The sequence below is a fragment of the Streptomyces sp. NPDC093097 genome, from assembly GCF_044754325.1.
Taxonomy (GTDB): domain Bacteria; phylum Actinomycetota; class Actinomycetes; order Streptomycetales; family Streptomycetaceae; genus Streptomyces.
Genome location: NZ_JBIVOW010000002.1, coordinates 88990 through 102698 on the forward strand (window position 1 = coordinate 88990; position 13709 = coordinate 102698).

At 70.8% G+C, this 13709-nt stretch carries 10 protein-coding genes; 4 read left to right on the top strand and 6 right to left on the bottom strand.

The window, feature by feature from the left end; genetic code table 11:
- The first annotated feature begins 210 nt into the window (after nucleotides 1–210).
- From ACIQE0_RS03355 to ACIQE0_RS03365, 3 genes are all read left to right on the top strand, one after another.
- Nucleotides 211–1344, top strand: a complete 1134-nt coding sequence (locus ACIQE0_RS03355) for a hypothetical protein (protein WP_402328741.1) — start codon at nucleotides 211–213, stop codon at nucleotides 1342–1344.
- Between the two features lie 298 nt (nucleotides 1345–1642).
- Complete coding sequence (gene msrA / locus ACIQE0_RS03360) at nucleotides 1643–2311, top strand: peptide-methionine (S)-S-oxide reductase MsrA (RefSeq protein WP_366331198.1); 669 nt, start codon at nucleotides 1643–1645, stop codon at nucleotides 2309–2311.
- Nucleotides 2312–2916: 605 nt separating this feature from the next.
- Complete coding sequence (locus ACIQE0_RS03365; RefSeq protein WP_402328744.1) at nucleotides 2917–4404, top strand: DUF2079 domain-containing protein; 1488 nt, start codon at nucleotides 2917–2919, stop codon at nucleotides 4402–4404.
- Nucleotides 4405–4503: 99 nt separating this feature from the next.
- Here the strand turns inward: ACIQE0_RS03365 and ACIQE0_RS03370 are convergent, their stop codons facing one another.
- The 4 genes from ACIQE0_RS03370 to ACIQE0_RS03385 form a co-directional block, all read right to left on the bottom strand.
- Complete coding sequence (locus ACIQE0_RS03370; protein WP_402328745.1) at nucleotides 4504–4956, bottom strand: RICIN domain-containing protein; 453 nt, start codon at nucleotides 4954–4956, stop codon at nucleotides 4504–4506.
- An 829-nt stretch (nucleotides 4957–5785) separates the two neighbouring features.
- Nucleotides 5786–7033 (bottom strand): DUF2786 domain-containing protein, encoded by a 1248-nt coding sequence (locus ACIQE0_RS03375; RefSeq protein ID WP_402329225.1) that lies wholly within the window; start codon nucleotides 7031–7033, stop codon nucleotides 5786–5788.
- Between the two features lie 892 nt (nucleotides 7034–7925).
- Nucleotides 7926–9215 carry an Ig-like domain-containing protein gene (locus tag ACIQE0_RS03380; RefSeq protein WP_402328746.1) on the bottom strand — a complete coding sequence of 430 codons (1290 nt, stop codon included), beginning with the start codon at nucleotides 9213–9215 and terminating at the stop codon, nucleotides 7926–7928.
- Nucleotides 9216–9742: 527 nt separating this feature from the next.
- A complete protein-coding gene (locus tag ACIQE0_RS03385) occupies nucleotides 9743–10081 on the bottom strand; it encodes a hypothetical protein (protein ID WP_366331194.1) in 339 nt (112 codons plus the stop codon).
- A gap of 109 nt (nucleotides 10082–10190) precedes the next feature.
- On the opposite strand from ACIQE0_RS03385, the gene ACIQE0_RS03390 reads away from it, so the two are divergent.
- Complete coding sequence (locus ACIQE0_RS03390; RefSeq protein ID WP_402328748.1) at nucleotides 10191–10613, top strand: hypothetical protein; 423 nt, start codon at nucleotides 10191–10193, stop codon at nucleotides 10611–10613.
- Nucleotides 10614–10835: 222 nt separating this feature from the next.
- On the opposite strand, the gene hutH is transcribed toward ACIQE0_RS03390, so the two are convergent.
- Nucleotides 10836–12380 carry a histidine ammonia-lyase gene (hutH, locus tag ACIQE0_RS03395; protein WP_366331192.1) on the bottom strand — a complete coding sequence of 515 codons (1545 nt, stop codon included), beginning with the start codon at nucleotides 12378–12380 and terminating at the stop codon, nucleotides 10836–10838.
- Between the two features lie 109 nt (nucleotides 12381–12489).
- Nucleotides 12490–13674, bottom strand: a complete 1185-nt coding sequence (locus ACIQE0_RS03400; protein WP_402328751.1) for a diguanylate cyclase domain-containing protein — start codon at nucleotides 13672–13674, stop codon at nucleotides 12490–12492.
- Nucleotides 13675–13709 lie beyond the last annotated feature (35 nt).

Below are 13709 nucleotides of genomic sequence, written 5' to 3' on the forward strand. Positions count from 1 at the left end.
GCCGAACTTTCCGGAACTTTCTGGTTCGCTGGATAGTGGATACGTACAAGAGGACCGACAGACCGCACGGCGACCGACCCACGACTGACGACCGACGACCGACGACCGGCAGACGCCCCTACGGCCGCTCCCCCACCGACCACCCCAGCCACCCACCCTCTCCCTCTTCCCCTCCCCCTTCCCTCTGCCCCTGCGACCGGGACACACCACATGGACGCTCTGCTGCTTCTCTTCGCCGCGATCGCGCTCGGCGGTCTGGTCTTCCTGCCCTGGATGCGGCGCCGGCGGGCCGCGGCGCACGCCGAGCGGGGCCTGGCGGTGGCCACCGACCCGATGGCCGGCTACGGCTTCGTTCCGCTGGACCAGCTCGACGTGCGGCTGCCCGGCCCCGACGAGGAGCTGGCCGCGGCACTCGACGAGGTGCGCCGCACGCACGACTGGCGCCCGGCCGCCGAACTGCTCCGGTCCACCGGCGACAACTGGGAGCTGCGCTGGCAGCGGGTGCAGACGCTGGCCGGCGCGGCCGCGTTCGAGCTGGCGGACACCTCCCAGGCCCCCGCCTCCTCCGGCGGCATGCGGACCGGCGGCATCTGGCTGCGCACCTGGCGCGCCGAGGCCCCCAAGGACCCCGGCGGCGCGCAGACGCACGCCCAGTTCCTGGTCGTCCAGGCGCTGAGCGACCCCGGTTCGCAGGACTTCCGCATGATCCTGGAGGAGGCGCGCACGGTCTGCCGGGAGGCGGCGCTGCTGGCACCCGGCAGCCCGATCCCGTACATCACGGAGCTGGCCGTCGCCCGCGGCCTGGACGAGCGCCCCGCCGACTACGAAGAGCTGTGGGCCGAGGTCTGCCGGCGGGCACCGCACCACATGGGCGCGCACCTGGCGGCGCTCTCGTACTGGTCGCAGAAGTGGCACGGCTCCCGTAAGGAGGCCGAGGACTTCGCCCAGCGCGCCGCCGCCGGGGCCCCGGCCAAGAGCCTGCTGCCGGCCCTCCCCCTCTTCGCGGTCTACGAGCACCTCCCCGAGGCCAACATGGTCCGCAGCCTCTTCCAGAGCGCGGTCGTCGAACGCGCCGTAGAGGGCGCCCACTTCGCCCTCCAGCAGGCCCCCGCCGACCATCCCATGGCACCGCACGTCCGCCACCTGCTCGTCTGGTTCCTGGTCCGCGCGGAACGCTACGCCGAGGCGATGGAGCAACTCCGGCTCGTCGACGGCCACGTGGGCGCCGTCCCCTGGTCCTACGGGCGCAGCCCCGCCGCCGAGTACGCCGCGTACCGCGCCCTGGCCATCGCCGGCTGGGAACAGCTCGGCGGCACCTCGACGGGCTTCCGCACCCAGAGCTAGCGCCGCGACGCCGCGGAGATCCGTCAGAAGCGCCCTGGCCGGGGCGCACGGCCGCCCGGGCCGCCGGCCGGGTCCCAGCGCCTCCGGGCGACCCGGGACCCGCGACCCGCCGGCCGGAACCCCTCACCGCCGCTCAGCAGGCAACTGCCCCCACCGCACCGGAATGCCACCCCCCACCCAGACGTTCCAACAAACGAAGCAGACACACCCCGCCCCCAACAACTGACAGCACCCACCCGAACACCCAGCGCCCCAGAACACCCCGCCCCTCCCCGCCCTCACCTGGAGCACGATCCTGATGCTGTTCTCCCGCTTCAAGACGCACCTCCCCACCCCCGAGGAAGCGCTGAAGGGCCGCCCCGAGCGGGACTTCGCCGTCCCCGACCGGCACACCGTCCTCGGCAACCCCCTGCTCGGCCCGTACCCGCAGGGCCTTGAGGTCGCCGACTTCGCGCTGGGCTGCTTCTGGGGCGCCGAGCGGAAGTTCTGGCAGACCGACGGCGTCTGGACCACGGTCGTCGGCTACCAGGGCGGCCACACCCCCAACCCGACCTATGAAGAGGTGTGCAGCGGCCACACCGGCCACACCGAGGCCGTCCGGGTCGTCTTCGACCCGCAGGTCGTCCCGTACACCGCCCTCCTGAAGCTCTTCTGGGAGTCCCACGACCCCACCCAGGGCTTCCGCCAGGGCAACGACGTCGGCACCCAGTACCGCTCCGCCCTCTACACCCACTCCCCCGCCCAGCAACAGGCCGCCGAGGCCTCCCGCGACGCCTACCGCGCCGTCCTCGCCTCCTCCGGCTACGGCGACATCACCACCGAAATCCTCCCCGCCGACACCTCCCGCCCCTTCTACCCGGCAGAAGATTTCCACCAGCAATACCTCGACAAGAACCCCGCGGGTTACTGCGGACTGGGCGGAACAGGCGTCTCGTGCCCGGTCGGCGTGGCCAAGGCGGACGGCTGAGCCCTTCAACTGCGCCATCTGCACGCGGTGCGACACATGGCCAGGGCTGAGCCGTGGCCAAGGACTTTCAGGCTGTCTTGGTTCTTGGGGCCTCCGGTGGTCGCCGGGGCACCGGTCCCGGCTCGGCCAGATTCCCGAGCCAACGCCGGCCGGGGCGCGTTGGCACCCTCAAGCGCGGCGAAGTGGGCGGCGCACCGGGACGCGAGCGATATCCCGGGAACCATGCCTGGTCTTCGCGTTGAGTCGTTCGGCATGGCATCTGCCGCGTCTGCTACGACAACGCCGTAAAGAGCAGGTACTCCTTCGTCGCGTCGCTCCTCTTGCGTACCTGCTCTGAGGCCGTCTTTGCATAAGTCATACCGTCAATCCTCGTGGACCAGACTGCTGTTGCGTTTCGGCCAGAGGATGTCGCAATGACTGGGCTGTGCGCACGAGGGGACGGCTAGGGTGCTCTTGTGACAAGGGATGCGTTGCTTGAGTCGGACCGCGGAAGCCACCGGCGGGGGCGATTGGGCGGCCTTGCTGCACCATCGGGGAACGAGCCGGGTCGGTGGCGGGTTATCGCACCGACCCTTCTCTGTTTCGGCGTCACCTGCGGGTTAGGAATGCAACTGTGGCGTACGGTCGGCCTCGGAGGCTTCGACCTGGGGATATTCGATCAGGGCATCCGTGCCTACGCCCATCTCCGCCTTCCGTATTCCGAGATCAAGAATTATCACCACGAGTTCCCACCCGACTTTTCCCTCCTGGGGGATCATTTTTCGCCGATCCTGGCGCTGCTCGCTCCCCTGTACTGGATCTGGGACGACCCCAGGGTGCTGATTCTGGCCCAATCCGCTCTGTTTGCGGTGGGGGTGCCGTTCATGCGACGCATCGCCCTGAGGAGCTTCACGCACGCCGACGAGGGAACGAGGGAGCGAGTTGCCGGGTTCGCGGCCTTCATTTACGCGCTGGGCTGGCCCTTGCTCGTCGCTGCCAGGAACGGCTTCCATGAAGTGGCCTTCGCCGTACCGCTGACGCTGATTCTCCTGGAGCGCGGGTTGGCCCGGCGCTATGGCACAGTCTTCATCTGCGCGATGCTGTTGTGCCTGACGAAAGAAGACCTCGGTCTTGTCGTTGGCGTGTACGGCGCCGTTCTCCTGTGGCGCACTCGTCGCGGACAGAACATGAGAGCTCGCGTGACGGGCACCGCTCTGCTGGTGTGCGGGCCGCTGCTGTCCATGGTTTCCATTGGCGTGCTTGTACCGGCCATGGGCGGACCGCGTGGCTACTACTGGAGCTATGGAGACCTCGCCAACTCCTTCGGAAGCCTGGCAGCACGGGCAATTACTGATCCTCTGGCGTTCATCGCCGTCGCTTTCAGCACACCGGTGAAGGCAGGGCTGATTCTCTGGCTGCTGGGAACGCTACTGTTTCTGCCCATCGGATCGGCAACAAGTCTTTGCGCACTCCCGCTCATTGCGGAACGCGTCCTGTCCAACAACCCCAACCACTGGTCGCTGATCCATCACTACGACGCCTTTGTGTGGCCGATTCTGCTGACCGCCTCGGTGGAGACAGCCGCTCGCCTACACCGCTCGACGCAGCGGAGGGGCACCCAACGCCGCAGGGGCTTTGCCGTCGGGAGCGCAGCGACGACGGTCCTGAATACGGCGATCGCCGGCTTCTTCGGTCTCGTCACCCTGTTCAGCCCGCACCACTGGACTCGCTCCGAGGTGCGCCAGCAGTTGGTCGCAGCGGCCCAACGAGTTCCCGACGGCGTCACCGTCGAGGCCGACAACAACGTGGCGCCACGCTTGACGTCCAGGACGCACGTGGTGATCCTCGACGAGCATCCGCGCGGTGCCGAGTACGTCGTGATGCAAACCTCGGAACTGACCTTCCCGTTCACCACGACGGAACGACTGAAGCAGCGCCAGAAGGTTCTCCTGGACAACGGCTACAGACGCATCTGGTCCCAGGGCAGCGCAGTCCTCCTGCGCCGGGTGCACCGCCAGACGGCAGTTCCCGGAACACGTATTCCAGGACCTCACAGCAAACCCGTCAAGGACGTTCCTGCCACAGATCTGGGAAAGAATTTGTTTAGTGGGTAGCGAGAAGCGACAATCCCGGACCGGCGACCGCTGGGCCGGGATTGTCGCCGACTAGCGCCTCATACCCAGTGGGCCGAGGGGCGACATGCCGCTAACGTCCTACCGCGCCCAACGCTGGTAGTTTCCGGCGTTGCACTTGCTCATGTAGAGGCGCGGGGTGGCATTGCTGTCGACGCAGAAGCCGGTGGCCAGGTTCTGGATGCGGTAGCCGGAAGCACCCCCGCTGAGCTTCCACTTCTGGAAGCTCCCCGAGTTGCAGCCACCCATGTAGATGTTCGGGGTCGTGTTGCTGTCGAGGCACTTCCCCGTGCCGTTGTAGATCTTGTAGGTGCCATCAGAGTTCTTGGCCAGAGACCACTTCTGATACGAACCACCGTTACACTTTCCGACATAGGCGGAGCCTCCGTTTCCGTCAAGGCAGTAACCCGTGGATACGTTCTTCAGGACGCCCGAGGAAGCGGCTGCGGCAGGGCCGGCCATGGCGACCCCGCCCGCCAATGCCGTCGCCAGAAAGACGGACCCCGTCGCGATACGAGCCTTGCTGAGGTTCATGCAATCCCCCCTGGATTCCATTCGACAGCACCGCGCTGTCGGCCCACGGAATCTATCCCGGTACCGCGAAATGCTCGATATACATCCAGCCATGGAAGAAGTGACGCGCCTCACTGCGAGAGGAGGCTGGTTCGGGTATCGGCGCCGCGGATTAGGGTGGCCCGGAATGGTGAGCAGCGTCGTTGACTGCTCGCCGTCGGAGCGGGATCGAGCGAAGGCGCTCCTGGGCCTGGATCAAAAACCGACCTTCCGTTTCGCTCTTTACTTTCTCCTTGCCGAGTGTGTTGCCGAGCAAGGGGCCCGGCTGGGCCTCGTTCCGCATCCGGTCTTTCCTGGCGGGGTTTCCGGCCGGACCGTATCGGCAGCGTCTGCCGGCACGGTTTCCATGCCGCGCGGAGGCAGCACGTCCGCATGACGAGTGGTCGGGATCGTGATTGTCCGAATCCGTGCGGCGACTATGGGGACTTGCTCAACGTCAGCAGCAATCAAGCCCTCAACGGGCCACCGACGGCCCGGGGGTGAAGGCCGATGGCTGAGCCCCGCTCAGTGGCCGAGACCGCCGGCGCTCGCGATCGTTCGTGCCGCTTCGGCGGCTCGCGCCGGGAGGTGTCCGTCGTCGCCGCCGATGCCGCCTCGGTCGGCAGGGCCGGCGCCCTCGGGCACGCGGTGTGCCTGTGTCAGTGCTCTGACATCGAGAAGTTTGCGTTATGGCATGCACAACGCCCTTAGCTCTCCTGCTGGTTGGAGTGGGCTGGGCTGGGCTGCATGGTCTGCGTCTGCTGTGTGGGGCGGCAAGGCGCTCGTCCGGCTGGTAGGTGGGCAGGGGGCGTCAGTTGTGGGGTGGGGGGTTGGTGTGGGGGAGGTGGGCGCGGTCGGCGGCGGTGGTGCCGTGGTGCCAGCCGGCGGCGTCGCGGATGCCGCGGAGGCGGACCGGGGCGGTGTCGGGGAAGAGGGTGCCGGTGGTCTCCTGGACGGCGAGTTCGCGGGCGGCGAGGACCGGGAGGAGTCGGTCCTGGGCGGCGGACTCCTCGGTGGCCGCGGCCGTGGCGGCGGCGGTGGCAGCGGACAGGCGGGTACGGATGCGGTCCGCGTAGGCCACCAGGAAGGTCTGGCGGAAGTCGCGGGTGCGGCGGGAGCGGCCCCGGGTGTGGTGTTCGTCGGCCGCGCGGTTCATCGCGGTGGTGGCCTGGAGGAGCAGCGAGGTGTAGAGGAGTTCGGTCGCCTCCAGGTCGGGCGGGAAGCCGACGACGGTGGAGAAGGCGACGTCGGCGGCCCAGACCGCCTGGCAGCGGTTGGCGACCGCGACGGCGTCGAGGAGCAGCGCCTTGCCCTGTTCGTAGGGGCCTTCGATGCCGATGCGGATCGCGGCGGGGCCGTCGGCGGACGGGGCGCCCTCGGGGCCATGGGCGTGGGCGAGGAGGGCCTCGTCGATGCTGTGACGTGCCATCAGTTCCTGGGCCTTGGCGGACAGCGCCTCGGCCTCCTCGGTGAAGGTGGTCGCCTCCGCCTTGGCGAGCAGGCCGCGGATTCGGGTGAGCATGCGGGGTTCGGGAGCGGGTCCCCGGCCGGGGGCGGATGAGCCGGGCGAGGCGGGTGGGGTTGGGAGTGGGGTGATGCGGGGGAGGCGGGCGAGGAGGCGCAGGGTCGTGAGGATGTCGTAGGCGGTCTCGAAGCGGGAGGTGCGGCGGCGGGCCGTCAGGGCGTCCAGGTAGGCGGGGTCGGAGTCCCACCAGACGTGGGCGTCGAGGCGGTCCAACTGGGCGCGCCAGCGGGGGTCTTGGGCGGGACCGGACGCATGCGGGCGGCGGGCCTCCGCGGCGGCGACGGCGTCGAGGACGAGGGTCGCGGGTGCGGTGTCCGATGCCTCCCGCCGGACGATCCGTTCCAGGTCGGCGGGTTGCCAGCCGCCCGTCCAGCACCGTTGGACGGCATCCGCGGCGGCCGCGACCACGGCCGCGCTCATCGCCTCCCAGCCGGGTGCCGCGGCGGTCAGCATCGAGGCGCCGGCCTCGATGGCGTCCTCGGCCGCCGCCCCGTCCGCCGCGTAGCGGACGTTGCCGAGGACGGTGCCGAGCAGGTCGGCGGCCTGGCGGGCGGCGTCCGGTGAGCGGCCGGTGTCGTGTCCGGCGCGGGGCGTGCCGCGGGTTCCGGCCGACCGGCCGCGGTCCTGGCCGGGGCTCTTGCGAGGGGCGTCCCCGTGGTCCCGTCCACGAGCCTTGCCGGGGCCTTCGCCACGGTCCTTGCCGGGGCCTTCGCCACGGCCCGCTCCGCGGTCTTCGCCACGGCCCTTTCCGCGGCGCGGCCCGGGGTCCTGTCCGCGGCTGCGTCGGTCGCGGCCCTTCCCGCGCTGGTTGCCGCCGTCGTCGCTCACGTGCTCGCTCACCCGGCCACTGTACGGACGGCCGCCGATGCCTTCGTCCGGACCTCCACCGGCTCCGTCCGGACCTCCACCGGCTCTGTCCGCGTCGCCTCTCGCCCGCCGCGGACAGAGCCGGTGGAGGTCCGGCGGCCCCGCCGTGCGGGCGCCGCGGCGGCCCCCTGCGCGCCCGCGGCGGTTCCCGTGCCGCACCGCGGCAGCGGACGGTGGGGCGCCGCCTCTCTCACCCCTCAGGCACACGCCACACACGAACGACCGGCGCCCGGTGCCGTCGCCGTGAAGGCGAGGCACCGGGCGCCGGTCATCCGAAGTCATGCACGAGGTCATGCATGGGGTCACGCGCAAGGCATGCGGAATGGCGTGCGCGGTCAAGGCCGCGTGGAAAGGCATGCGCGGTGCGGGCCGGGCGTCATGGCGCCCTGTTCCGGACCGCCTGCGCGCCGTCTCCCAGACCGCGCAGTGCGCCACCGCCTCAGACCGAGCTGCGCGTCACACCTCAGACCACGCTGCGCGCCACGCCTGAGACCGCGCTGCGCGTCATGTCTCAGACCACGCTCCGCGCCACGTCTCAGACCACGCTCCGCGCCATGTCTCAGACCGCGCTGCCCGCGACCCACTGGGACCAGGACATGTTCCACCCGTTGAGGCCGTTGTCCGGCTTGATGGTCTTGTCCGGGGAGTTGACCACCTTGACGACGTCGCCGATCTGCGAGTGGTCGAAGAACCACGCGCCGTCGGTGGACGAGTCGTCGCCGCCCTTGACGTCCTGGAGGCCGATGCAGCCGTGGCTGGTGTTGGCCGTGCCGAAGATGCCCTTGCCCCAGTAGTTGCCGTGGATGAAGGTGCCGGAGTTCGACAGTCGCATGGCGTGCGGGACATCGGGGATGTCGTACTCGCCCTTGCCGTCGTTGTTGGTGAAGCCGACGGTGGAGCCGTCCATGCGGGTCTGCTTGAACTTCTCGGAGATGACCATCTGGCCGTTGTAGGTCGGGTGGTCGGCGCTGCCCGAGGAGATCGGGATGGTCTTGACGGTCTTGCCGTCGCGGACCACGGTCATCTGGTGCGTCTTGGTGTCAACGGTGCTGACCTGTGAGTGACCGACGGTGAAGTGGACGGTCTTGTTCTGGATGCCCTTCACGCCCGGCGACGCCTCCACGCCGTCCAGCGCGAGCTTCAGGGTGACCTGGGAGTTCGGCTTCCAGTAGTCCTTGGGGCGGAAGTCCAGTCGCTTGTCGCCGAACCAGTGGCCGACGACCTGCTGGTTGCTGCTGGACGCGACCTTGATTGCCGACTGGACGGCCTGACGGTTCTTGACCGGCTTGTCGAAGTTGATCGACACCGGCATACCGACGCCGACCGTCGAACCGTCCTCGGGAGTGAAGTTGCCGAGGAAGCTGTTGGCCGGGGAGACCGTGGTGAAGGTGGAGTTCTCCACCGCCGTGCGGCCCTGGTCGTCCACCGCATGCGCGGTGATCTTGTACGTGGTCGCGCGGGACAGCGCCTGCTCGGGCGTCCAGGAGGTGCCGTCGGCGGAGAGGGTGCCGGTGACGGTCTTCCGCTGGGTCTTGTCGGTCTCGTGCGTGACCACCGTGGTCATGGTGACGTCGGTGAGCTTGCCGCCACGGACGGCCACCTTGCCGTCATGGAGGCCGGCGTCGGTCGAGCCGTCCTTGGGGATGATGGTGATCTTCGCCTGCGAGGCGTCCTGCGCGGCCGCCTCGTCCACCTGCTGGGTGTTCTCGTGTCGGGGCCCCTGGTGTCCGGTGTTCGCACCGCCGCCGTGGCCGGTGGCGCTGCTGGCACCACACGCGGCGACCGTGAGAACGCCCCCGAGCAGCGCGGCACTGGCTATGAGGCCCTTGCGGCGCTTGCGGTCCGTCATCACACACTTCTCCATTGCTACCGATGTTGCGAAAAATCCCCGAGCGGGCCGCCATCTGGACGCAGGCACAGCTGGACACAGGTATCCCGGCCGACTCCCATTGGAACGCCATTTCCGTTTCGTCCGCCCCATTCCTGGCGGAAATGTGGGGAAGGACACGCAATGGCGCCAAAACGACCTTCAACCGGAAAATTGCCCAGATCACGCATAGGGCTACGGGGTGTTGCATGCCTTGTCCGCACCCGCGGCACGGGCGCCGCCGCCCCCACGACCTCCCCGCAGCGCGGACGTCGTCACCCCCACGACCTCACCGAAGCGTGGACGTCACCTCCCACCCCCACGCTGCGGACGCCATCACCCCCACGCCGCCGACGTCCTCGCCCCGCGCCACCGACGTCGTCACACCCCCGCGCCACCGGCGCCCCCGCCCCGCCCCGCGCGGACGCCGAAGGCCCCCGCACGGCGTCGCCGTGCGGGGGCCTTTGGTGCCTGGCGGGGGCGTCGGTGCGCGAGCGGTCCCGACGTGGTCAGCCCTCCTCTTCCTCGTCGTCCGCCAACTCCCACTCCGCCACGTCCCACTCGGCGTCCGGGTCGTAGTCGGTCATCTCCTCGCTGCTCCAGGACGCCTGCGCGAGCTGGGCGCCGGGCACCCCGGTGACCAGGTCGAAGGGGTCGACGAGATGGGCCAGCGCCTCCGCCGGGTCGTCCTCGACGGTGTCCAGCGACTGCCTGCGTTCGTCGTCGGGGAGCGCGGAGTCGCCGTTGATGCGGTCGGTCGCGGCACCGGTCAGCCGGTCGGCGTCGGTGACCTCCATGACGAGTTCGACGTGAAGTCGCACAAAACGTGATGTCTCACCATTGCTCATGAGACGGAGGGTAAGCACGGCCGGGTCCCGACTACCGCGCGACCCGCGGCGGTCACTAACATCTGAGGTCAACGGCCAATTCGCCGAACCCACAAGGGGGATAGCTTTCGTGACCGCACGACGACCGCTGCTGACCGCCACTGCCGCGGGATCGGTGCTGTTCGCCCTGTGGTTCGTGCCGTCCGCCAATGCGATCGTGGGACATGACCGAGCGCCACGTTCCGGCCTCCACGCGGCATCCGTACCGGTCGGCCCCGGGCGGGCGAACGTCTCGGAGGCGGCCGGCTCCGAGCGGCACTCCGGCGGCACGTCCGCCGACCGGCCGAACTCCGGTGCGCAGGACGCCGGCAGCAGCTCCACCACGACCCGGCCGGGCGGCGACCACGCCGCGGACGGCGGCCCGCACCACTACCTCGCCGACACCGGCAGCCCGGACACCACGCCCTATGTGGTGGGCGGCGCGAGCTGCCTGGCGCTCGGCGCCGCCCTGGTCGGCTACTCCGTACGCCGCACCCGCGACGAGTCCGCCTGAGCCGGGCCGCACCGCTCGGCACACCCGGCGCGACCACCATCGACCGACGCAGGCCGATGCAGGCCACCGCAGGCCACCGCAGGCCGACGCAGGCCGACGCAGGCCGGACAGGCGACCGCAGCCACCACAGCCGACCGACGCCGCTCACTCCCGCCCGATGCCGCATGACAGCACACAGGCATGCGCACAGGCATACGGCACCGAACGGGAGTTGACGGGCCGTCAGGCAAGCTCGCCCGTGACCGACTCCGCCGCCGCCACCAGCTTCCCGTCCCGGACGAAGGCGTACGCCGCCTCCAGGTCCGGCGCCAGGAAGCGGTCCTCGCCCGGCCCCTGGACGCCCGCGGCGCGCAGCGCGTCCACCACCGCGCGGGTCGCCGGTGCCGGCGTCAGGCCGGTGCGCAGCTCGACGGCGCGGGTCGCCGCGTAGAGCTCGACGGCGACGATCCGGGTGAGGTTGTCCACCGCGGTGCGCAGCTTGCGCGCCGCCGACCAGCCCATGGAGACGTGGTCCTCCTGCATCGCGGAGGACGGGATGGAGTCCACCGACGCCGGGGCGGCCAGCCGCTTCAGCTCGCTGACCAGCGCGGCCTGGGTGTACTGGGCGATCATCAGGCCCGAGTCGACGCCGGGGTCGCCGGCGAGGAAGGCGGGCAGCCCGTGCGAGCGGTTCTTGTCCAGGAGGCGGTCGGTGCGGCGCTCGGCGATGGAGCCGAGGTCGGCCGCGGCGATGGCGAGGAAGTCCAGCGCGTAGGCGACCGGCGCGCCGTGGAAGTTGCCGTTGGACTCCACCCGGCCGTCGGGCAGCACGACGGGGTTGTCGACGGCGGCGGCCAGCTCCCGGTCCGCGACCAGGCGGGCGTGCGCGAGGGTGTCCCGGCCGGCGCCGGCGACCTGGGGGGCGCAGCGGATGGAGTAGGCGTCCTGGACGCGCGGGGCGTCGTCCTGGTGGTGGCCGGTGAGGCCGGAACCGGCAAGGAACGCCAGCATGTTGGCGGCCGAGGCGGCCTGGCCGGGGTGCGGGCGGATGGCGTGCAGCTCGGGTGCGAGGACCTTGTCGGTGCCGAGCAGCGCCTCCAGGGAGAGCGCGGCGGTGATGTCCGCGGAGGTGAACAGCCGGGCCAGGTCGGCGCAGGCCATCACCAGCATGCCGAGCATGCCGTCGGTGCCGTTGAGGAGCGCCAGCCCCTCCTTCTCGCGGAGTTCGACGGGCTCGATGCCGTGCGCGGCCAGCAGCTCGCCGGACGGCCGGACGACGCCGTCGGGGCCCTCCGCCTCGCCCTCGCCCATCAGCGTCAGCGCGCAGTGCGAGAGCGGGGCCAGGTCGCCGGAGCAGCCGAGCGAGCCGTACTCGTGGACGACCGGGGTGATGCCGGCGTTCAGGAGCGCGGCCATGGTCTCGACGACCACCGGGCGGACGCCGGTGTGCCCGGAGGCGAGCGTCTTCAGCCGCAGGAACATCAGGGCGCGGACCACCTCGCGCTCGACGGCCGGGCCCATGCCGGCCGCGTGCGAGCGCACGATGTTGCGCTGGAGCTGGGCGCGCAGCTCGGGGCTGATGTGGCGGACGGCGAGCGCGCCGAAGCCGGTGGAGACGCCGTAGACCGGTTCCGGCTTGGCGGCGAGCTCGTCGATGAAGGCGCGGGAGGCGGCGACGGCGGCGCTGGCCTCCTCGGACAGCTCGATCCGGGCCGCGCCGCGGGCCACCGCGATGACGTCCTGTGCGGTGGTGCCGGACGTCCCCAGCACCACAGTGTGCATATCCATATTCAGGCACCCTAGAGACTGAATCGCTGGATGTCACCACCCGATTTCCTGACCATCCTCGCCGATCAGATCACCGTCCGGGCCGGGCGCACCCCGGCACCGGCCCGCCTCACCTCCGGAACCTCCGCCGCTCCGGCCCCGGCGCCGGCTCCGGCGAATCCGCCAGCCGTACGACCGGGTCCTGTGCGCCGCCGTGCCGCCCGGCCACCACCGGCTCGCCCGACCGCGCCGCCTTGGCCCGGTACTGGGCGGCGTCCGCGAGCCGGAAGAGCCGGCGGGCGCTGCGCACCTGCCCGATCGGATCGCCGGTCGAGGCGACCCCGACCGCGACCCCCTCGCCGAGGTCCAACTCCGCGGCCCGCGCGCACAGTTCACCGGCCACCTTGACCACCTCGTCGGCCTCCGGCCCGACCGCCAGCAGGCAGAACTCGTCCCCGCCCAGCCGCGCCGCGAGCGTCCCCGGCAGCATCGCGCCGCACAGCGACAGCACCGAACCGAAGCGCTCCAGCAGCCGGTCGCCGACCGCGTGCCCCCGGGAGTCGTTGACATGCTTCAGCCCGTTCAGATCGCACACCACCAGGCTGACCACCAGCCCGCCGGCGCGGTGCCGCTCCAGCGCCTGGTCCAGCCGCACGTCGACCGCCCGGCGGTTGGCCAGCCCGGTCAACGCGTCGGTGAACGCCAGCCGGCGGGCCTCCGCGAGCCGCTCGGTCTGGGCGATCCCGGCAGCCGCGACGGCGGCCAGCACGGTCGCGAAGTCGGCGTCCGCCCGCCCGAACACCGGCTCGCCGGGCCGCCGCGCCACATACACCTCGCCCCACGCCCGGCCGTGCAGCACGATCGGGGCCACCACGCAGCAGCCCCGGCCGCGCCGCCGCAGGGCCGCCACCCGCTGGTGGTTGTACGGGGCGCGGTGCTCCCCCGCGGCCGGTCCGTCCTCGGCGACCTCCACCCACGCGTCGGGCTCCCCGCCGCCGGCCCACCGCTCGTGCAGGAACCCGACGATCTCCGGGAACTCGTGCACCGGATACGTCTCGTCGTCGGGGAACTCCCGCTCCTCCGGGGCGAGTTCACCGACGTTCGCCAGTACGCGCAGCTGCCCCCGCTCGCGCTCCCACTTGGAGAGCGCCGCGAAGGAGCCCCCCAGTGCCTGCCGCACCCCCTGCGCCGCGGCCCGGGCCGCCTCGCGCAGCGTGGGCGCGGCCGCCAACGCCTGGGCCAGTGCCACCACGGCCCGCAGCCTCACGTCACCCTCGCCCGCCACCGGATCCTCACATTCCGTCACCGTGAGCACGCTCTGTACTACAGCGTAGGAATGATTGGCTCCGT

Excerpts from the sequence above, each read along its gene's own strand:
- ACIQE0_RS03385 (WP_366331194.1), bottom strand. The coding sequence starts at position 10,081 with ATGAGCAATGGTGAGACATCACGTTTTGTGCGACTTCACGTCGAACTC.
- ACIQE0_RS03355 (WP_402328741.1), top strand. The coding sequence starts at position 211 with ATGGACGCTCTGCTGCTTCTCTTCGCCGCGATCGCGCTCGGCGGTCTG.
- msrA (WP_366331198.1), top strand. The coding sequence starts at position 1,643 with ATGCTGTTCTCCCGCTTCAAGACGCACCTCCCCACCCCCGAGGAAGCG.
- hutH (WP_366331192.1), bottom strand. The coding sequence starts at position 12,380 with ATGGATATGCACACTGTGGTGCTGGGGACGTCCGGCACCACCGCACAG.
- ACIQE0_RS03365 (WP_402328744.1), top strand. The coding sequence starts at position 2,917 with ATGCAACTGTGGCGTACGGTCGGCCTCGGAGGCTTCGACCTGGGGATA.
- ACIQE0_RS03380 (WP_402328746.1), bottom strand. The coding sequence starts at position 9,215 with ATGACGGACCGCAAGCGCCGCAAGGGCCTCATAGCCAGTGCCGCGCTG.
- ACIQE0_RS03370 (WP_402328745.1), bottom strand. The coding sequence starts at position 4,956 with ATGAACCTCAGCAAGGCTCGTATCGCGACGGGGTCCGTCTTTCTGGCG.